Raw genomic sequence first — 20,232 nt, 5'->3', positions numbered from 1 at the left:
CGAGTTGGATGTGTCGTTCGCGATCGGGGATCTGGTCAGGTTCCGTGTGAACGTGTACCAGGATCGTAACGGCGTGTGCGCGGCGTTGCGTACGATCCCGTTGGAGATCAAGACGGTCACCCAGTTGGGCCTGGACCAGAGGATCGCGGACCTGGCGCTCCTGCCGCGCGGCCTGGTGCTGGTGTGCGGCCCGACGGGTTCGGGCAAGTCGACCACGCTGGCCGCGATCGTGGACAAGGCGAACGCGGAGCGGCACGACCATATCATCACGATCGAGGACCCGATCGAGTTCGTGCACCGGCACAAGAACTGCGTGGTCAGCCAGCGTGAGGTCGGCACGGACACGTTGAGTTTCGCGGAGGCGCTCAAGCACGCGTTGCGTGAGGACCCGGACATCATCATGGTGGGCGAGTTGCGTGATCTGGAGACGATCAGCACGGCGTTGACGGCCGTGGAGACCGGCCACTTGGTGTTCGCGACCCTGCACACGCAGGACGCGGGCTCGACGGTGGACCGTCTGATCGACGTGTACCCGGAGAACCAGCAGCAGCAGATCCGCGTGCAGGTCGCGTCCACGTTGCGGGCGGTGATCGTGCAGACGCTGCTGCCGAAGGCGAGCGGGCACGGGCGTGTCCCGGCGACCGAGGTGATGTACGCGACGCCGGCGATCAGCGCGTTGATCCGCGAGGGCAAGACGCATCAGGTGCGTACGCAGTTGCAGTCGGGCGGCGACCTGGGCATGCACACGCTGGACCAGGATCTGGCGCGGCTGGTCAACCGGGGCGACGTGCAGCTCGACATCGCCGAGAAACGCTGCCAGGACCGCAAGGAATTCGAGAAGCTCGTCCAGGCCCGCGCCGCCTACTGACCGCAAGCCGGGGGCCGACCCGGCCGGTGACAATCAGTCCTCCGGCCGAACGAATCACCCCCGGCCGAACGAATCGACCCAAGGCGACCCCGTCCCGATCCTACCGGCCGGTCATCCCCCTGTTTCTGCCGACGCTGAGACCCCTCTCACCGTCGGCAGAAGGTTTTCTGCCTGTTTTCTACCGACGCTCACACACCACTCAGCGTCGATAGAAGCAGAAAACGGGGCTTCTGCTGACCTCAGCTGATATCGACATCTACAGTCAGCGCGTTCGGCGCTTCTTTGTGGAACACCTTGCGATACACATCCCTACGCATATACACGCTGCATGTCGTAGCTTTGTACTGGTCTTTCCATGGGCGCACCAAATTCACATACTGCACCTCAATGTAATCAGCACGTTTGTATCCCAATTCATTAAAAAAGAACGGCTGGAATGACGTGAAATACAGAGCTGGCTCGCCTTCATTCTTCCACGTTTCGAGGTCTTTCTTGGCTTGTCCCGCTGGCTGATACCACAACAAGTAACTCGAATCATCCGGCGAGTTCGATATCAGATTCTTGTTGAAATACGGGTTCGCAACAATCAGATCAGCCGGATACCATGTAGTGAAATCGATGCAGTTATCACCGCCACCGCAGTATGCCCCCTGCCATTCTTGCTGTTGCTCTTTAGTCGCAGGCAGTCGCGACCATCCGGACATCATTCTTTCGTTCTGCAGATTTCCCCGCTCAATCAGCGAAGCCAAGGCACGTGCCTGAGAATACGGATACAGCACATCAGCGACACATGCATAGACATTCCAATATACGCTGATACTGAGCAGGAGCACTCCCACGAATTTACCGAGATTGATACACAGTGTGCGATCCCGATTACTCATGTGCGCAGATGCACGCACGCCCAAAGTCTTCATCCATGCCGGTACATCATTCATATTCAAAGGGCAGTCACGGCATAGGACACACAGCACCATAATGAAGAATCCTAGGATGATCCCTTCATGATGAGCAGCAAAATACCGTACTCCCAGCACACTCATCATCGCATACGGAATGATGAGAAGACCAAGTTCTCCGCGCCGATAGGCAAGATGGAAGAACACAGCCCAGACAAGACAGGAAAAGACGGCCATCATTGCCCACTCCCATGCCGATATGGAGGCGAAACACATCATGACGTCCGAGAACACCGATGTAAACATCATCTCCGAAGGCAGGCACAACCAGAAGCGAAGCACCATCTGCCAAGTACTCGGCAACGGGGAATCCACAAGCAAATCTAATCCACTATCGTACGTGTTGGGTCTCGGCCAGACGAGAGCGGTGATCCCCAGGCCAACAGCAAGCAACACCAACCAACCCGCCAGACGAGGTTTTGAGCCCATCAACACACCGCGTATTCCGTGTTGGCGCCATACGCGCCACACCCATACCATTGTGATGCTGCCGGCGAGCACGACACCATACGAACTGCACAAGCAGAGCAGCACCAACGAGCCAATCAGCCGCCAAGGGTGGTCGTCGCGTTCACGCCATGACAGTCCTGCCAGCAGCATAGCAGCGTGCATCAGCGCGTAGGGGCGCGACGTCACTCCATCCTGAAAACACACGAAATATGTGAACGGCAAGATGATACGTAGCACTTTCGGCAATCCTGAACGGAATATCAACAGCCATACAAAGAAAACCGCCGTCATCAATTGAATGCTCTTGATTCCCCACTCGTATGGCACGCCAAGACGCGCAGGAATCGCCAGCAACAGCCACCAGAACGGCGGATGCCCCTCGTAATGCGGGCGCACCAGCAACAAATCATGCCATGAGCAGTCACGGGCCATCAGCCACGATTGCGCTTCGTCGAACCACGGTTCATGGAAGCACATCACCGTGATGACGACAGCGATATACGCCGTCAACACTCCAACATGAAGAAGATTCTTCGGAACGGCAAGCCACTTGCGGATGCGGTGCGTGCGACGCGCATCAGTAGACCGCCGCGAGACCGGTACGCTTCCTTCAACAGCACTACTCACGATGCCCGTCCTTCCGTGTCGTGTACATCATGCATGATTCCCTTCACCGGTTGAAGCGACGCACGCAACCACTGCGCGACCTCACAGCTGCACAACCAGTCATAGACAGCATCAAACCAAGTGTTGTAATGTTTATCGATGGTCATCGCGAACAACAACTGACGAAGAATATCAATGATTGTGCCGAACACGACAATACACGCAATGACAGCGATGAGCATGGCAATAGGAGCACGCCAGGTTCTAACCTGTTCCAAAGGGAACATCTCCGACCACAACAGGTTGCGCAACACAGCATTTTCATGCAACACATAGACACCAAACATCGCCGATGCCACGGCGTTGATTCCGATAATGTGTCGATGACAACGAACAGCCAACGATACAAGGCCAAACGCCACCAGCAACACAGGAAGCTTTCCTTCCCCGGTCAAAAACAGATGATCGATGTTCGTATAACTGTGGTTTCCCGTATATCGGAATGCAAGAACGCAAGAAGCGATATGGACAACAAAAATCAAACACCCTGCCGCAACCATCAGCCATGCCGTGGAAGGTGTTATCTCACGCAAATACCAGCGATAATACGACAACAAGATGTATAAATATATGAAATATATGAAACTCCATGTCGGAAACTCCCACGTTGCATAACGCGTCAAACCATATGCAATACCCCAAACCGCAAACATCACCAATGCCAAACGAGCGTGCCTACTCGGGCCGATAGCACGCAACGCCGCCGTGACAAACGGATATAGCAGCAAGAACATAATGTACGCCGTCGCATACCACAAAGCATTCGAAGAAATCGGGAACAGATTGCCTACGATATCGTCTACCGACAGCAAGGCGTTCGGCACGAGAATACGATATTCTGCAAACAGAATAATGTTATACATCAGCACTTCAAGCTCAAGATAACAAGCTTTTCTCAATGACGAGCGGAACGTAGGCGCTTCACGTTCGCATAAATACCAGGCAGAGATGAGAAAGAAGATGGCAACACCGGTTTTCCCCAACGGACTCAGGGATAACGCCCAGAGATCAAACGCCGACGATCCAAGAGCAACGTTATGTACTGCCGTACCATTCCAGCATGAGTGATACGCAACAATCATCACCATGGCGATGATGCGTAAGGCTTCAACGCCCGACTCACGGTTTCTCCACCGTCGGACCACAGGACTGAACGGTGAAGCCGAAGCGGTATCGCGCGATGACGAACGCGGTTCTTTGCGCATTGTGGCAGCGTGCGTTTCAGCATGCGTTTCAGCATGCATTGTGCAATCCTCGGATACCCTCTTGTGCACATTGTCGGCCAGATTCAACGCCATGCCTTCTTCTTCTCTCGTTCGCTCCCGCTCTCACGCTCTCCAGTACGGCACGCTCTACCACGTTGGAATCACGTGCCAAAACTATGCTCAATGACAGCAATCCCGACATTAGGATGCAATCGTTGTCATTAGTACACACTGTACAACATGCCAACAACCGGCGAGCGCAGCGTGCCATACACCATGGGAGCCGGAATACGCACCCGTGTCCACAGGCATTCCTACGATAATTTCCATAATCCAATGCAGGGGAGCCCAGCCGCGAGGCCGGGCTGAGAAAGGCATCGTGCCTGACCCTTAGAACCTGTTGGTTAGAACCAGCGTAGGGAGCAATGATGAGCACAGACGCATCACCAGACACCAGTGGCAACTCGTCCATCGTTGACGACGCCAAGCGATTCAGCGCGCATACCGAAGCCACGCCGCTCGCCGCCGACGATCACCAGCGTGAGCTGATCGCCCAAGCCGTGGACAGCGTGCGGGACACCACCCCGCTCGCCCAGTCATTCACGAATTTCGTGACCATCAACCTTGTCGCCAACGCGCAGCTCGCCGCAGGAGGCACCGCGGCCATGAGCTACCTGCCGGACGATATCATCGACACCGCGGCCATCGCCAAAGCCACGTATATCAATGTCGGCACCCTGCTGCCATTCTTCAAGGACGCTCTGGGCAACATCGCACGCTCATTGCACGCCGCGCAACACCCATGGGTGCTCGACCCCGTGGCCGCCGGAATCGGCAGGACACGTTCCGCTATTCTCTGGGCTTTCCGCTCCGCTCCCCCGACCATCGTGCGGGGCAACGCCTCGGAAATCATTGCGTTGGCGGGAATCTGGGATCTCAACGTCCCATCCGCCGGCGCGCACACCGACACCACCAGACCGGCCGGTGTCGAGGCGGTGGATGATGTGGACAGTGCACGTGATGCCGCCGTCATTATGGCCCGGTATTTGCGCGGATACGCTCCAAACCACCGTGCTGCGGTCGCCGTGTCCGGCGCAACCGACCTCGTGACCGATGGCGATACCGTCTACCGGTTGCCCGGCGGCAGCCCGATGATGACCAAAATCACCGGAGCGGGATGCTCGCTCGGAGGCGTCACCGCCACCTATCTCGCCGTAACCGATCCGCTTACCGCCGCATTGACCGCGAGCGCCCTGTACAATCGCGCCAGTGAGGAAGCCGAGCGGGCCAGCAACGGTCCAGGCAGCTTCCAGACCGCATTCCTGGACGCCCTGTGGAGCACCACTGCGCAGACGGTCTCCCAGTCCCCGATTACCGCTGAAGCCGCCTGACCGGCTCGCTGCATCGCATCAAGACGTCTTGCAGATCGCCGGAGCGTACTGTCCGGCAGTTCATATGCAAACGTAACCATACCGCCGCGTGATATCACCATGCCATATCTGGTATCAAGCGAATGAATCGTTCGCATGACCGCCAGTACCAAGCGATGAATGAACACACCTCGGGGTCCACACCGGCCCCCATCAACAGAAAGAACACCATGACCAACCCAACCAACCCGTACCCCTACGCTTCCATGCGCGACAGCTTCGACCTGACCGCCTACTGCATCCTCGGATCACAAGACACCAAAGGCCGGCCGGTCGGCGACATCGTCGACGACGCACTGCAAGGCGGAGCAACGTTCATCCAACTGCGCGACAAAACCGCAGACGCCAAACAGTTGACCGAAACCGCACGCGATATCGCACAAATCATCGAAGACAACGGCAAGTCCGACACCGTCGCATTCGTCATCGACGACCGTGTAGACGTAGTCTGGCAGTGCCGCAACCTCGGTATCAAAGTCGACGGCGTACACATCGGACAAGACGATATGGACCCCCGCGAAGCACGACAGCTGCTCGGCGACGACGCCATCATCGGATTGAGCGCGGAAACCGAAAGTCTCGTCAAACTCATCAACGAACTGCCCAGCGGCTGCATCGACTACATCGGCGCCGCACCGCTGCACCCCTCAACCACCAAGCCCGAAGCCATCGTCGTCGAAAATGACGGCAGCAAGCATTTCCTGAGCATCGATCTCATCAACACCATTTGCGCCGCCAGCGACTATCCGGTCGTCATTGGCGGAGGCGTGACGCTCGCCGACATGCACGATTTGGCAGCCTCCAAAGCCGCCGGCTGGTTCGTGGTCTCAGCAATCGCCGGGGCTGAGGACCCGAAAGCCACCACCCAAGCGATGGTGGATGCGTGGCGCAGCGTACGCGGCAGCGGACATCACGGATACGCGGCGCGCACCATCTCGAGCGCACCGGCAGCGGGGACAACATCTGTGGGGGACGCTATTGAGGTGGCGGACGGCAATTCGCCCGCCACCTCACTTAACTGTTCACAAGCCGCCAAATCCGGCAACTTCACCAACGCGAAAGCCGCAAAGGAAGCCGCACGACTCGCCAAACAGCAGCGCGTTGACATCGCCGCACGCGGCTGCACGCAACGCGACAAGGCACACATCCGCAAAACCGAACGCGTCCATTTCGAGAACGAATCGGGCAGCTACGACCTTGACGTGCCCTACACCGAAATCAAACTCTCCGACACCCCCGGCGTCGGCCCGAACCCGCCGTTCCACGATTACAACACCGAAGGCCCCTCATGCGACCCGAAAGAAGGGCTCGCGCCACTGCGCCTCGACTGGATCCGCGACCGAGGGGACGTCGTCGAATACGAAGGCCGCGAGCGCAACCTCGCCGATGACGGCAAGCGCGCGGTCAAACGCGGCAAAGCGACCAAGGAATGGCGTGGACGCAAGCATAATCCATTGAAAGCGGCAGGGCATCCGGTCACGCAGATGTGGTATGCGCGGCACAACATCATCACGCCGGAAATGCGCTTCGTCGCGGCGCGCGAACATTGTGACACCGAGCTCGTCCGTTCCGAACTTGCAGCCGGTCGTGCCGTCATGCCTTGCAATATCAACCATCCTGAAGCTGAGCCGATGATCATCGGTACGAAATTCCTCACCAAACTCAACGCGAATATGGGCAATTCCGCGGTGTCGTCATCCATCGACGAAGAAGTGGACAAGCTCACGTGGGCTACCAAGTGGGGTGCGGACACGGTCATGGACCTGTCTACCGGCAACGACATCCATACCACCCGCGAGTGGATTCTGCGCAACTCCCCCGTTCCGATCGGCACGGTGCCGATGTACCAGGCGCTGGAAAAAGTCGAGGATGATGCGACCAAACTCAGCTGGGAACTGTTCCGCGACACCGTGATCGAGCAATGCGAGCAGGGCGTGGACTACATGACCATCCATGCGGGTGTGTTGCTGCGTTACGTGCCGCTGACCGCGAACCGCGTGACCGGCATCGTCTCGCGCGGCGGTTCAATCATGGCGCAATGGTGCATGCAGCATGAGCGGGAAAGCTTCCTGTACACGCATTTCGACGAATTATGCGATATCTTCGCCAAATACGACGTGGCCTTCTCGCTCGGTGACGGTCTGCGGCCCGGAAGCCTCGCGGATGCGAACGACGCCGCCCAGATTGCCGAGCTCATGACGCTCGGCGAACTCACCCAGCGCGCATGGGATCATGACGTGCAGGTCATGGTCGAAGGACCGGGGCATATCCCCTTCGACACAGTGCGTATGAACATCGAAATGGAGCAGGCGATCTGCAAGGGCGCGCCGTTCTACACACTCGGCCCGCTGACCACCGACACCGCCCCCGGCTACGACCACATCACCTCCGCGATCGGCGGCGTGGAAATCGCACGCTACGGCACCGCCATGCTCTGCTACGTGACTCCGAAAGAGCATTTGGGCCTGCCGAACAAGGATGATGTCAAGCAGGGGGTCATCACGTACAAGATCGCCTGCCACGCGGCGGATATCGCCAAACACCACCCGCACGCGCAGGACCGTGACCTCGCGATTTCGAAGGCGCGTTTCGAATTCCGCTGGCTTGACCAGTTCAACCTGTCGTATGATCCGGACACCGCCATCGCCTACCATGACGACACGCTGCCTGCGGAACCTGCGAAAATGGCGCATTTCTGCTCGATGTGCGGGCCGAAGTTCTGCTCGATGGCGATTTCGCAGAATATCCGCAAGAAGTACGGGAACGCAGCGGCGCAGGAGCGCATTGTCGCCGGGGTCGACTCGCGCGGCGGCGCGGCAGGCGTGCAGGTTGGCGCGAATGTGAGCGGTGTGAAAAATGCTGACGATGGCGATGCCCAGACCGCTACAGGTGTCGCCGCCGCTACCGAAGGAATCCACGCATGAGTGACACATTGCCGGTGCAAGCGCCTTCGCACGATTCGCTCAGCGGATCAGCGAAGCATGCAACCGAGACCCTGCCGGCCGTTCTCACCATCGCCGGCAGCGACTGCTCCGGCGGCGCAGGCATCCAAGCGGACCTGAAAACCATGCTCGCGTGCGGGGTCTACGGCATGAGCGCCATCACATCCATCACCGCGCAAAACACCCAAGGTGTCAGCGCGGTCGAAGACGTGAGCCCCGGCATCCTCGCCGCCCAGTTGGATGCTGTATACACCGATATTCCGCCTGCCGCTACAAAAATCGGCATGGTATCCAACGCCCGGCTCATCGAAGTAATCGGGGATGCGCTGCGAACGTATCAAGCCGCAAACGTCGTGCTTGACCCGGTCATGGTTTCTTCCAGCGGAACACGGCTGCTCGACGAGAACGCTGAAAGCGCCTTGACCGGCCTGTTCGGACTGTGCCGGCTCATCACCCCGAACATTCCCGAAGCAGAAGTACTCTGCGAACTGGCTGCCGGCTCAATCGACACCCCGGATGCGATGGCGGACGCCGCCAGACGCATGGCTGCGCGCTACGGATGCGCGGTCTTGGTCAAAGGCGGGCACAGCATGCAGGGCGCAAACGACGTGGTGGCCGAACCGGACGGTGACGTGACTTGGTTCCGCGGCGAGCATATCGACAATCCCAACACACACGGGACTGGATGCACGCTTTCGAGCGCGATTGCGAGCGCACTGGCACGAGAAGAGACATTGACGTCGGCGATTCGCGACGGCAAGGCTTACCTGACCGGTGCCATCGGCGCGGGACTGGATTTGGGTCACGGTTCGGGGCCTATGGATCACGCGTGGCGATGGCGGTGACAGCGGAAGTGACGACAGAGGTGCGACAAGCGTGATCTGACAGTGACAATGACGATGATGGTGACGATGACCGCGGCTGTGGCCTCGGCAATGTCCTCGACAGTGGCGAGCGTTCCTCGTCATCGTGACCGGAGATAATCGATATCGACAATAATCAACAACAATCAGCCGTGAATCCGCGCAGCCCCAGAACGACTTCTTGCGGATTCCCATGAGAAAGGACGAATCATGACCCTCGATCGCAATGCGGAACGTCAGCAAGTGCCTGTCGATCCCGAAACCGGCAAACCATATATCAACACCGTTGCCGCCGTCGCTATCAGTCCCGCCGGGGCAAGCCCCGAAAAATCGACGTATGTGGCGCAAGCGGTCGATGTCATCCGCCAATCCGGGCTGCCCAACGAAACCAACGCCATGTTCACCAATATTGAAGGCGACCTCGATCAGGTGCTCGCCACCATTCGCGATGCGACCATGAAGCTCGCCGGGCAGGGATACCGCACTGATGTGGTCATCCGGCTGGACATCCGCCCCGGATTCAGCGGGCAGATTCACGCCAAGCAGGAACTCGTCAACGAAATCCTCGACGGGAAGGCCGAACAGGCGAAGTGACAGCGATCTTGCCGTGGTGTGACAGTGGCGTCGCACCACGGCGAGATACCGACCAATCCGGCAATGCCACCCGAGATATCCAGCCGGGGTACAACGCAACAATCACACCGCAGCAAAACACCAACCAATCCAACGCCGCAGCCGAACATATCCCACCGCCACGCAACACAACAGTCGCACCGCAGCAAGATTCGCAATACCCGTGCACAGCGATTTTGACAACACATCGCTTACAATGGTCGCCGGTAGCAACAGCAAGAAGAAAGGCCAAGCTATCCATGACCACCATGCAGGACGTCGCTGACATCGCAGGAGTGTCAAAAGCCAGCGTATCCCTCGTACTCAACGGCCGTGACGCCGGACACGTCAAGCCGCAGACCGCGGAACTCATTCGACAGACCGCCGCAAAGCTCGGCTATCATCCCAACCAACTGGCGCGCAGTCTACGCACCAGCCGCACGCATATGCTCGGCTTCATCAGCGAAGAAGTCGCCACCACCCCATACGCAGGCGGCATCATCCTCGGCGCGCAAGACGCGGCCAGCTCATACGGGTACGTGCTTCTCACCGTCAGCACCGACGGCATGGCCAACGAAGAGCAAGAGCTCACCGCACTCCGACGGTACGGTGTCGACGGATTCCTGTATTCGAAAATGTCCAACCGTATCACCGACGTGCCTCAAGCCCTCACCGATTATCCGCTGGTTCTTCTCGATGCCACCGACCGCAACAAACGATTCCCCAGCGTCGAACCCGACGAATTCCGAATCGGATACGACGCCACCAAACGGCTGATCGACGCGGGATGCAAACGGATCGCATACGTCGGGTGCTCGGAGCCGCTCATCGCACAGCCCCGACGCCTGCGCGGATACCAGGCCGCGCTCAGCGACGCCGGGATGCCAATCGACGACGCGCTACATGTCGATGTGCTCAACAACGGGCCGGCATTACGAGCAGTCAGCAAGCTGTTCGACGAGCAGCAGCCGGACGGGTTCTTCTGCTTCAACGATGCCCGAGCATGGTATGTGTATGAATGCGCTGCGCGACGGGGGCTGACCGTGGGGCGCGATATTTCCGTGGTCGGTGTGGATAACCACCGCGTGTTCGCCGAAACCCTCGAACCGCTCTTGACCACAGTCGAACTGCCGCATTACGAGATGGGGTATTGGGGGGCGTGTCGGCTGATTTCCATCATCGAAGGGCATGACGTCGACACCTCGGTGTGGCCGGAGACGACCGCTCCCCTGCCGCCGCTCGACGCGCCAATCCCCGCGACGATCCACTGCAAGCTCATCGACAAGAAGTCGGTGCGCGAGTAGTGCGCATGGTCGCGGAAGGCGGCGATACGGTGGGCGAGATTGTTGCGATCGGCTGTCATATCCGTCGATCGCGCAGTGGCAAGATGCCAAATCAACTACCAATGGAACCCGCCAACCACGCCGTAGCGCGACCGTCCGGTCACACCACGACAAGATGCCCCCCTAATCATCCACCAAACCGGACGGCATCACCATGCCGTGCGACCGACCGGTCACACCACAGTGAGATATCCGATTCCCCGTTGCGTCTCGCCACACCCCCGGCTACACACCCCCAACCACACCACTCCGAACATGCCCCCGACCACGCCTCACCGCACTCCATTCCGCCGCATCACAGCGTACCGTTTCCCCACAAGTTGCACGCACAAGCCGCACGACACGCCGCACGTAAACCGATTGACGTAAACCGTTTTACCCCCTATTGTTATCCATACAGCAAAGCGCAGCAGCCTTGCCAAACCAGCTCGCTACTGGCACCGACAAATCAACATCAATACAAGCCAAAGGACAATGACGCAACCGCATAGCAGCGGAATCTACCAGAAAGAGGCCATCATGGATACGACACACACCAAGAAATCGCCATCGACATGGAGCAATCCCTCCTACTTGCAAAGCTCGTTCGGCATCTTCATGTTCTTCTGCTCGTGGGGCATCTGGTGGTCCTTCTTCTCCCGCTGGCTCACCGATCCCACGCACGGACTGGGCATGACCTCTGCACAGCAAGGTGAAATCTACTCGATCAACTCGCTGGCGACGCTCATCATCATGTTCGCCTACGGCACGATTCAAGACCAGCTCGGCATCAAGCGCCGCCTGGTTGTTGTTGTTTCGGCGATCGCGGCATGCGTCGGCCCGTTCGTGCAGTTCGTGTATGCGCCGATGCTCAACGCCGGCGGCACGGTCCGCATGATCGGCGTGCTGCTCGGCTCGGTGGTGCTGTCCGCCGGATTCATGGCGGGCTGCTCGCTCATCGAAGCGGTCACGGAACGCTATTCACGCCATTTCGGCTTCGAATACGGCCAGTCACGCGCCTGGGGCTCCTTCGGCTACGCGATTGTCGCCTTGTGCGCCGGCTTCCTGTTCAACATCAACCCGATGCTCAACTTCTGGGTCAGCTCGCTGTTCGGGGTGGGTATGCTGTGCGTCTACCTGTTCTGGGTTCCTTCCGAGCAGAAGGATGAGCTGCGCAAGGAAGCCGACCCGAATGCCGCTCCGACCAACCCGTCGCTCAAGGAAATGGTCTCCGTCCTCAAGATGCCGACCCTGTGGGTGCTCATCGTATTCATGCTGCTGACCAACACCTTCTACACCGTGTTCGACCAGCAGATGTTCCCGAACTATTACGCTTCCCTGTTCCCCACCACGGAAATCGGCAACGCGACATACGGCACGCTCAATTCGTTCCAAGTGTTCCTCGAGTCGGCCATGATGGGTGTCGTTCCGATCATCATGCGCAAGATCGGCGTGCGCAACGCGCTGCTGTTGGGCGCCACGGTGATGTTCCTGCGCATCGGCCTGTGCGGCGTGTTCCACGATCCCGTCGCCGTGTCCATCGTCAAGCTGTTCCACTCCATCGAGGTGCCGCTGTTCTGCCTGCCTGCGTTCCGCTACTTCACCTTGCACTTCGACACGAAGCTGTCCGCGACCCTGTACATGGTGGGCTTCCAGATTGCATCCCAGGTCGGTCAGGTGATCTTCTCCACTCCGCTGGGCGCGCTGCATGACCATTTGGGTGACCGTCCGACCTTCTTCACCATTTCGGGCATTGTGCTCGCGGCGTTGATTTACGGCATCTTCGTGATCAAGCGCGACGATCAGGAAGTCGGCGGCGACCCGTTCTACACCGACAAACAGAAGCGCGCGATGGAGGCGGCAGCCGGTTCTCAGAGCTGACGCTCGGTCTGACATGCAGGACGGGTGTCGGTTCAGGACTGACGTCGTTCGGTACCGACGTTCAGAACCGACATCTACGCCGAACGGCCGTCTTCCCCTTCGCTCCAGAATCCTCTGACTCCCGCATCCATCTCTGACCGTGTTCCGCAAGCGGCACGCTTCCCAAGCCATCGCCCGTCTTGCGGAAGCGGTCAGCGCCACATCATCAATCACATCAATCAAATCAATCAAATCAATTACATCAATCAAATCAAGGATGATTATGACCAACACCACTCACACCGAAGGCTCGCAGAACACCGCGACGACCTTCGCTTCCGGTTTCACTCCAGCGCAGCCAGTGCTCACACCCATCCGCGACCATGCACTGCAGCTTGAACAAGCGGAGGCGGGCGTCCGCAAACTCGCCGCAACCCGCAACGACCGCTGGTACCCCCTGTTCCATATCGCTTCCAACGGCGGCTGGATCAACGACCCCAACGGGCTGTGCCACTACAAAGGCCGCTGGCATGTCTTCTACCAGCTTCACCCGTACGGCACGCAGTGGGGCCCCATGCACTGGGGACACGTTTCCTCTCCCGACATGCTGCATTGGCGGCGCGAACCGATTATGTTCGCCCCGTCGCTCGAGCAGGAGAAAGACGGCGTGTTCTCCGGTTCGGCAGTGATTGGCGATGACGGCAAGCTGCGCTTCTACTACACCGGGCATCGTTGGGCCAACGGGCACGACAACGCCGATGGCGACTGGCAGGTGCAGATGCTCGCCGAGGCCGACAACGATGAGCTCACCCACGCCACCAAGCGCGGCATGATCATCGATTGCCCGCTCGACCGCGTCTCTCACAACTATCGCGACCCGAAAGTGTGGAAAACCGGCGACACCTGGTACATGACCTTCGGTGTGACTTCCAAGGAGCATCGTGGCCAGATGTGGCTGTTCTCCTCGCACGACATGGTGCGCTGGACGTACGAGCGCGTGCTGTTCGAACATCCCGATCCTGACGTGTATATGCTCGAATGCCCTGATTTCTTCCCGATTCGCGACTCTCACGGGCGGGAACGTTGGGTCATTGGTTTCTCCGCGATGGGCGCCAAGCCGAGCGGGTTCATGAATCGCAATGTGAGCAACGCCGGATACATCATCGGCGATTGGACGCCTGGCGAGGCCTTCGAGCCGGATAGTGAGTTCCGTCTGTGGGATTGGGGGCATAACTTCTACGCCCCGCAATCCTTCACCGACGGCGACCGGCACATCATGTACGGCTGGATGAGCCCGTTCACCCCGCCAATCCCCATGGAGGATGACGGCTGGTGCGGCAATCTCACCCTGCCGCGTGAAATCACGCTTGGCGACGACGGCGATCTGCACACCGCTCCGGTAGCGGAAATGACCGGACTGCGCAAGCACACCACCGAATTCGGATCGGTTCGGCTTGATACTAACGAGCTGAAGACCATCATGCCGGATGCCCAGGCAGTGGAAATCGAAATGACAATCGACCTGCGCGAAACCACCGCTGAGCGCGCCGGACTGCGCGTCCATGCGACCGATGACGGCGCATTCACCGCAATCGGCTACGATGCGCAGACACAGCGGGTGGTTATCGACCGTCAAGCGGCGGCGCGAGGCGATCGCGGGTACCGTGCCGCACCGCTGAGTGAACAGGAACTGGCATCGGGATTGCTCAAGCTGCGTGTGTTTGTCGACCGCGGTTGCGTCGAGGTGTATATCAACGACGGCAGCCAGGTAATGAGCTCCTACAGTTACCCGTCTGCCGGGCCGCGGGCTGTTGTGCTCGCTGCCGAATCCGGCGGCATGGCGGTGCGTGACCTCACTGTGCACACGCTCGCCTCGATCGGGCTTGCCGACAAGCGGTGATTACGCGCAGTCTCGGTGTGTGATCATCGGCGGGCGGTGCGACGGTTCAGTCGCACCGCCCGCCGATACCATTTTGGCTCACCCACGAAACCTGCGGCATCTCGCCGCCATGCAACCACCCCGCCACACCACGGCGGGATATCCCCCGGCCCGACCAAGAAACCCGGCCAACCACATCACTCAGCGACCAACCAGTCGCACTGCGGCGAGCATTGTCATTCCCTCTCCTGGCCAATCCGCCATGTTCTCCTATTTCCCTTATCTCCCCATCTGCCCCTATCTCGCCCATTATTTCCCCAGCGATTTCTGATATTCCGCGGTTGTTGCTCACCTGAACAGTTAATCCTGCGTACAATGAAGATATGGTCACGATGAGAGATATTGCGGCAATGGCGCGCGTATCAACTTCCACAGTCTCGCTGGTCATCAACCACCGAGACAAAGGCCGCGTCAACCCCAAAATTGCGGCACGCGTCTGGAAAGTCGCCGACAAACTCGGATATCATCCCAACGCCATGGCGAGTTCGCTGCGCAGCGGCCGGACGCACACCATCGCTTGTATCAGTGACCAAGTCGCCACCACCCCGTACGCCGGCGAAATCATCCATGGCATGGAAGATGCCGCACGCCAACTTGGGTACATGATGTTCATCATCAATGCCGACGACAAACGCGATATCAGCGACGACATCGCCCGTATGCTCAGCTGGGGCGTGGACGGTTACGTGTATGCCAAATTCGCCAACCAGCACATCAACGTGCCGAGGACACTCCACGGCCAGCAGGTTGTCGTGGTCAACGCCGAGGAACGCACCTTCATCCACCCGCGGATTGAGCCGGACGAATTCGCCATCGGGTATGACGCCACCATGCGCCTCATTGACGCCGGGTGCCATCGCATTGCATACATCGGCTGCGATGAGCCTGCCATCGCCCAAGTCGGACGGCTCAAAGGGTACCGTCAAGCGCTCCGGGACTCGGGATTGCCGTTCGAGAAACGTCTGACGAACCGGGTATCCCACGGGCGTCCCGCGCTCGAAGCCGTATACAAGCTGCTCGATGACACGCATCCGGATGGCGTGTTCACATTCAACGACGCCCGTGCGGTCTATGTGTATGATTATGCGTTTCAGCATGGGCTGACTATCGGCAAGGATCTGTCAGTCATCGGTGTGGACAATCATGAGGTTATCTGCGACACCACCGTGCCGGCATTGACCAGCGTGGAATTACCTCATTACGAGATGGGATTCTGGGGAGCGTGCAAAGTCATCTCCATGATTGAAGGCGCCGACCCGATTGAGCAGGAACGTGTCACGCCATCATACAATGCCGCGTCCATGCCGCCGTTGGATACTGACGGTCCTGCGCGCATTCATTGTGCAATCGTCGAAAAAGAATCCATCGTCGGCGGCCCGCGCACGCACGACGATTCCGAACCGGCGCAGACTGCTGGGAGCGACGCGAATCCGAGCTCATCTGCTTCTGCCGACGCTCACGACGCCCCCAGCGTCGATGAAGGCCTCCGCCGACACCCACAGGCTGCTCAGCGTCGATAACAGCTTCTGCCGACGCTCACGACGCCCCCAGCGTCGATAGAAACAAGTACCCACGCTCACGACACCTTCAACGTCGATAGAAGCTTCTGCCGACACTTACGACACCCTGAGCGTCGGCAGAAGCAGACATAGGTCACCCGGCATCGGCACACGGTTGATGATCATGGCACAGGTCAAAACAGACGCCGGCACCGAACAGACCAACCAGACGGATCAGGCTTTACTTCTTCACTCCACCGAACCGACGATCACGGTGAATGTAGTGATCGATTGACCGCCAGAACGCTTCACGCCCATAGTCCGGGAACAGTTCCGGCACAAAATCGTATTCCGCGTAAGCCGCCTGCCACGCCAAAAAATTCGAGGTGCGCTGTTCGCCCGACGTTCGGATCACCAAATCGCAATCCGGAATATCCGGGTTGTACAGGTGCTCGGCGATCATCTTCTCGGTGACGCGATCACCCTTGATTTTGCCGGCGCGCACCTCACGCGCGATATCCGCGCACGCATCAGCTATTTCTGCACGCCCGCCATAGTTGATGCAGAACACCACGTCGATGACCTTGTTGTTCTTCGTGCGTTCCATAGCCATTTCGAGTTCGTCAATCACCGACTTCCACAGCCGCGGACGACGGCCGGCCCAACGCACACGCACGCCCCACTCGTCCATCTGGGCGACGCGGCGGTGGATGATGTCACGGGAGAAGCCCATGAGGAACCGCACTTCCTGCGGCGAGCGCTTCCAATTCTCCGTGGAGAACGTGTACAGGCTCAGATACCGCACCCCGCATTCGATTGCAGCAGCGATGGTGTCAAATACCACCGGTTCGGCGGCCTGATGACCATCGGTGCGGATCAATCCGCGCTGTTTGGCCCAGCGACCGTTGCCGTCCATAATCACGCCCACGTGACGCGGCACTTTATCCTTCGGGAAATCCGGGATGATTGACGGGTCTGAGAACGGAGCCGCCGGCACATCCAGCGACTTGTAATCCACATGTTCGAAAGCCATAGTTATGAATCTAACAAGCGCAGCGAACGAATCGGGCGTTCCATGTAGTATTCGCCCCATTCCTCGACAAGTTTGTGCGTGTCGGCACGCTCTTCGGCCATGTCGAGAATCGCCCAATCGCCTTCAACCAAGGCCTGGAGCTGTTCGCGGGTGTCGAGCGTAATCCGATGCGAGCCGGGGACATGGTCTTTCACGCACATCACGCCGCCCGCAGGAACGGAGAAGAAATCCAGATTGTCACGTTCACCGCACACGACGCACGCGTCAAGCCGCGGTGTCCAGCCCGCATGTGACAACGCACGCAGCACATACGAGTCACCGATGGCCGCGCACGGGTGCGCATGACGGGACAATGCGTTCAACGCCCCCGCCAGCAGCAGATACTGGGCGGGCGAAGGCTCATTTTCCGTGGAAATCAGGCGGTCCGCGGTCTCGACTATCTCACACGCCGCAGCATACGCCTCGAAATCGCCGACAATGCCGGCCGCATACGCTGAAATAGAAGCCGCTTGCGAAACGACATCAAGCGAACGGCCTTCAGCGATCAGCAAATCGTCGCGCATGAACGGTTCGAGTCTGCCGCCGAATCTTGATTTCACGCGACGGACACCCTTGGCTACCGCCCGAATCTTGCCGTGATTACGCGTGAGGATGGTGACGATGCGGTCCGCCTCGCCGAGTTTGATAGTGCGCAACACCACGCCCTCGTCACGATACAACGGCATCTTGGCGACCTTTCAGCGTGCGGCAAGCGGCGCGCGCCCACCAGCTCGGGCGATAATCAGCGATCTGTGACATCTCAGTAGATGAACAGGCCCCAGAACGCGAAGAACAGCAGCACATGGAACATGGCGAACGCCGTCACCCAGAACAACACGCGCGCGAAACGCGTCGAGGCGAGCACCGGCTCACGACCGCTGACGACATCACCGATTGCGCCCTTGCGGGGCGGGAACTGGGCAAGACCGCGGGTTTGCATGACTTCGATAAGCCGCGTGAACACCCGGGACCACGCCCACACGACCAAGGTGCACACCACTTGGATGACCGGCCAGCTCCAAAACATCATGCCCGGATTCTCCGCCGGAGCGCCGCCCCACGCGAGTTGCACAATACCCATCACCACTTGGCCCAAGCCGCCGCAGAACAGGAGGAATGTGGCCAGCGTAGTGATCGTCAGGCTCAGCAGCGCCCCGCCGAACCCGTATTTGAAGCCAAGTGCCGGGCCTTTGCGGCGGATCATGAACACGATTTTACGCACCAACGCCGCCAGAGCAATGATCAGTGTAAGCAGCAAGGTGATCAGCATCGCGATGTGAATCCATGCCCCGTAGATGGTCAGTCCGCGGTCAGCGTGCAGGTCTTTCGGCACCGCGATTGACTGGTACAGCATCGAACCGGCCGCCCGCTCGCTGGTCTGGTCAAGCCCGGCGGCGGTTCCGACCGCCCACGAGACCATATCGTTGACGTAATCGTCAGCGAATCCGGTGCCCGAATCTGCCTCGTTGCCTAATCGCAGCACATGATTCGCCACCGGATAGCTGCGAATGGTCACATCCCAATTGCCCGATCGGTGCGCCAAATCGAGAATCTCCCGCGCCCCTTCGACCTGAGCGGTCATCACGTCCTTCGAACCGTACGCGACGAAAGTGGGGATGGAATAGGCGGCAGGCTGTTCGATGTCGAGATCGAAATTCTTCAAACCGAACAGGGTGCCGTCCATATCGAACACACGGCGCACGATTGACTGGTATCCGCTATGCGCACCGACCAGAGTGAAATCTTGTGAAGCGAGGAAGCCGAGCGACTGTCGCGGGGAGAACACCATCGGGCTGAGCAGCACCTGGAACGCGATCTTCGGATCCAGCCGCAACAGGTACGAGCTGATCCATGTGCTTTCGGATGTCGCATAAATGCCGACTTTGGCGGCATTGACTTGTTTCAGCGATCGCAGATAGTTGATTGTCTGATCGTAGATTTTCGCGGAGGCCGGATAGTCCCTGGTGATGTCTGTCGTTGACCATATCGGTTTGTCGATGACCGCGGTCACGAAACCGGCCGATGACAACGAATAGGCGACATCGCCGAACGAGTTGTCGCAGGTTCCGTACCCGGCGCCGTGCATGAACACGACACCTGGACGGTTCGACCCGGCGCCTTTCGGCTCTCGGATCAGGACGCGTATATGCTGGATTTCGCCCGTGGATGGGCGTTTCGCATCGATGGTGATATAGCGCTGAGTGACCTTGTAGGTGCCGACCGACGGCAAGGCATGGCCTGTGGTGTTGTTGAACGTGACTGATGTGTCGCCGGTGAGCATGGACATGGTTTGCCCAGTCGGCTGGATGTTCGCGCTGACGGCGGTGATATGGGAAACGCCTACGAGAATGCCGAGAAGAATGATGAAAATGGGAACGCTGACGGCGAGACGATGCCCGCGGGACCATGCGACGGGCTCCTGCTTGGGCTGGCGGGCGCGCTCGGCGGTTGTATCGGTGGGTAGCGTGTCAGCGGGTAGTGTGCCGGTCTGGCGAGCAGTCGGTTCGGCGGCATGCATATCGGAGCGCTGGACGGCTTCTTGGCC

At 59.0% G+C, this 20,232-nt stretch carries 14 protein-coding genes and 1 riboswitch; of the genes, 9 read left to right on the top strand and 5 right to left on the bottom strand.

Annotated features, from left to right (window positions below; all coding sequences use genetic code 11):
- Positions 1-868, top strand: an 868-nt coding sequence (locus CQR48_RS02790; RefSeq protein ID WP_101451945.1) for a type IV pilus twitching motility protein PilT, incomplete at its 5' end; no start/stop codon positions are given.
- A gap of 239 nt (positions 869-1,107) precedes the next feature.
- Here the strand turns inward: CQR48_RS02790 and CQR48_RS02785 are convergent.
- Both CQR48_RS02785 and CQR48_RS02780 read right to left on the bottom strand, forming a co-directional pair.
- The gene (locus CQR48_RS02785; RefSeq protein ID WP_143252461.1) at positions 1,108-2,904 is read right to left on the bottom strand and encodes a hypothetical protein; all 1,797 of its coding nucleotides are present in this window, start codon (positions 2,902-2,904) and stop codon (positions 1,108-1,110) included.
- A complete protein-coding gene (locus CQR48_RS02780) occupies positions 2,901-4,241 on the bottom strand; it encodes an acyltransferase family protein (RefSeq protein WP_101451929.1) in 1,341 nt (446 codons plus the stop codon). Before CQR48_RS02780 ends, CQR48_RS02785 begins: the two co-directional genes overlap by 4 nt.
- Before the next feature lie 237 nt (positions 4,242-4,478).
- Positions 4,479-4,587: riboswitch (TPP riboswitch) on the top strand.
- Between CQR48_RS02780 and thiM the strand changes: the two genes are divergently transcribed.
- The 8 genes from thiM (at position 4,577) to CQR48_RS02735 (ending at position 16,636) form a co-directional block, all read left to right on the top strand.
- Complete coding sequence (thiM, locus tag CQR48_RS02775) at positions 4,577-5,539, top strand: hydroxyethylthiazole kinase (protein WP_101451944.1); 963 nt, start codon at positions 4,577-4,579, stop codon at positions 5,537-5,539. Its footprint overlaps the riboswitch before it by 11 nt.
- Positions 5,540-5,748: 209 nt before the next feature.
- Positions 5,749-8,502, top strand: a complete 2,754-nt coding sequence (gene thiC, locus CQR48_RS02770) for a phosphomethylpyrimidine synthase ThiC (RefSeq protein ID WP_244898910.1) — start codon at positions 5,749-5,751, stop codon at positions 8,500-8,502.
- Positions 8,499-9,365 carry a bifunctional hydroxymethylpyrimidine kinase/phosphomethylpyrimidine kinase gene (gene thiD / locus CQR48_RS02765; RefSeq protein WP_180334520.1) on the top strand — a complete coding sequence of 289 codons (867 nt, stop codon included), beginning with the start codon at positions 8,499-8,501 and terminating at the stop codon, positions 9,363-9,365. Before thiC ends, thiD begins: the two co-directional genes overlap by 4 nt.
- Before the next feature lie 228 nt (positions 9,366-9,593).
- Positions 9,594-9,977, top strand: coding sequence for a thiamine-binding protein (locus tag CQR48_RS02760; RefSeq protein WP_101451928.1), 384 nt, complete (start codon positions 9,594-9,596; stop codon positions 9,975-9,977).
- Between the two features lie 278 nt (positions 9,978-10,255).
- Entirely contained in the window at positions 10,256-11,299 is a 1,044-nt protein-coding gene (locus tag CQR48_RS02755; RefSeq protein ID WP_101451927.1) for a LacI family DNA-binding transcriptional regulator, read from the top strand.
- Positions 11,300-11,857: 558 nt separating this feature from the next.
- A complete protein-coding gene (locus tag CQR48_RS02745; RefSeq protein ID WP_033505126.1) occupies positions 11,858-13,198 on the top strand; it encodes an MFS transporter in 1,341 nt (446 codons plus the stop codon).
- 262 nt (positions 13,199-13,460) lie between these two features.
- A complete protein-coding gene (locus CQR48_RS02740) occupies positions 13,461-15,077 on the top strand; it encodes a glycoside hydrolase family 32 protein (protein WP_101451925.1) in 1,617 nt (538 codons plus the stop codon).
- A 362-nt stretch (positions 15,078-15,439) separates the two neighbouring features.
- A complete protein-coding gene (locus CQR48_RS02735; protein WP_101451924.1) occupies positions 15,440-16,636 on the top strand; it encodes a LacI family DNA-binding transcriptional regulator in 1,197 nt (398 codons plus the stop codon).
- A 220-nt stretch (positions 16,637-16,856) separates the two neighbouring features.
- On the opposite strand, the gene CQR48_RS02730 is transcribed toward CQR48_RS02735, so the two are convergent.
- The 3 genes from CQR48_RS02730 to CQR48_RS02720 form a co-directional block, all read right to left on the bottom strand.
- Positions 16,857-17,648, bottom strand: coding sequence for an isoprenyl transferase (locus CQR48_RS02730; RefSeq protein WP_015450077.1), 792 nt, complete (start codon positions 17,646-17,648; stop codon positions 16,857-16,859).
- Between the two features lie 2 nt (positions 17,649-17,650).
- Positions 17,651-18,373 carry a DNA repair protein RecO gene (recO, locus tag CQR48_RS02725; RefSeq protein WP_101451923.1) on the bottom strand — a complete coding sequence of 241 codons (723 nt, stop codon included), beginning with the start codon at positions 18,371-18,373 and terminating at the stop codon, positions 17,651-17,653.
- Positions 18,374-18,447: 74 nt separating this feature from the next.
- Positions 18,448-20,205 carry an alpha/beta hydrolase family protein gene (locus tag CQR48_RS02720; protein ID WP_101451922.1) on the bottom strand — a complete coding sequence of 586 codons (1,758 nt, stop codon included), beginning with the start codon at positions 20,203-20,205 and terminating at the stop codon, positions 18,448-18,450.
- Positions 20,206-20,232 lie beyond the last annotated feature (27 nt).

The sequence above is a fragment of the Bifidobacterium thermophilum genome (assembly GCF_002846655.1).
Lineage (GTDB): Bacteria > Actinomycetota > Actinomycetes > Actinomycetales > Bifidobacteriaceae > Bifidobacterium > Bifidobacterium thermophilum.
This window is presented reverse-complemented; position numbering and strand designations above follow the sequence as displayed.

Coding starts and splice junctions, on each gene's coding strand:
- CQR48_RS02780 (WP_101451929.1), bottom strand. CDS start 4,241: ATGGCGTTGAATCTGGCCGACAATGTGCACAAGAGGGTATCCGAGGAT.
- thiM (WP_101451944.1), top strand. CDS start 4,577: ATGAGCACAGACGCATCACCAGACACCAGTGGCAACTCGTCCATCGTT.
- thiC (WP_244898910.1), top strand. CDS start 5,749: ATGACCAACCCAACCAACCCGTACCCCTACGCTTCCATGCGCGACAGC.
- thiD (WP_180334520.1), top strand. CDS start 8,499: ATGAGTGACACATTGCCGGTGCAAGCGCCTTCGCACGATTCGCTCAGC.
- CQR48_RS02760 (WP_101451928.1), top strand. CDS start 9,594: ATGACCCTCGATCGCAATGCGGAACGTCAGCAAGTGCCTGTCGATCCC.
- CQR48_RS02755 (WP_101451927.1), top strand. CDS start 10,256: ATGACCACCATGCAGGACGTCGCTGACATCGCAGGAGTGTCAAAAGCC.
- CQR48_RS02745 (WP_033505126.1), top strand. CDS start 11,858: ATGGATACGACACACACCAAGAAATCGCCATCGACATGGAGCAATCCC.
- CQR48_RS02740 (WP_101451925.1), top strand. CDS start 13,461: ATGACCAACACCACTCACACCGAAGGCTCGCAGAACACCGCGACGACC.
- CQR48_RS02735 (WP_101451924.1), top strand. CDS start 15,440: ATGGTCACGATGAGAGATATTGCGGCAATGGCGCGCGTATCAACTTCC.
- CQR48_RS02730 (WP_015450077.1), bottom strand. CDS start 17,648: ATGGCTTTCGAACATGTGGATTACAAGTCGCTGGATGTGCCGGCGGCT.
- recO (WP_101451923.1), bottom strand. CDS start 18,373: ATGCCGTTGTATCGTGACGAGGGCGTGGTGTTGCGCACTATCAAACTC.
- CQR48_RS02720 (WP_101451922.1), bottom strand. CDS start 20,205: ATGCATGCCGCCGAACCGACTGCTCGCCAGACCGGCACACTACCCGCT.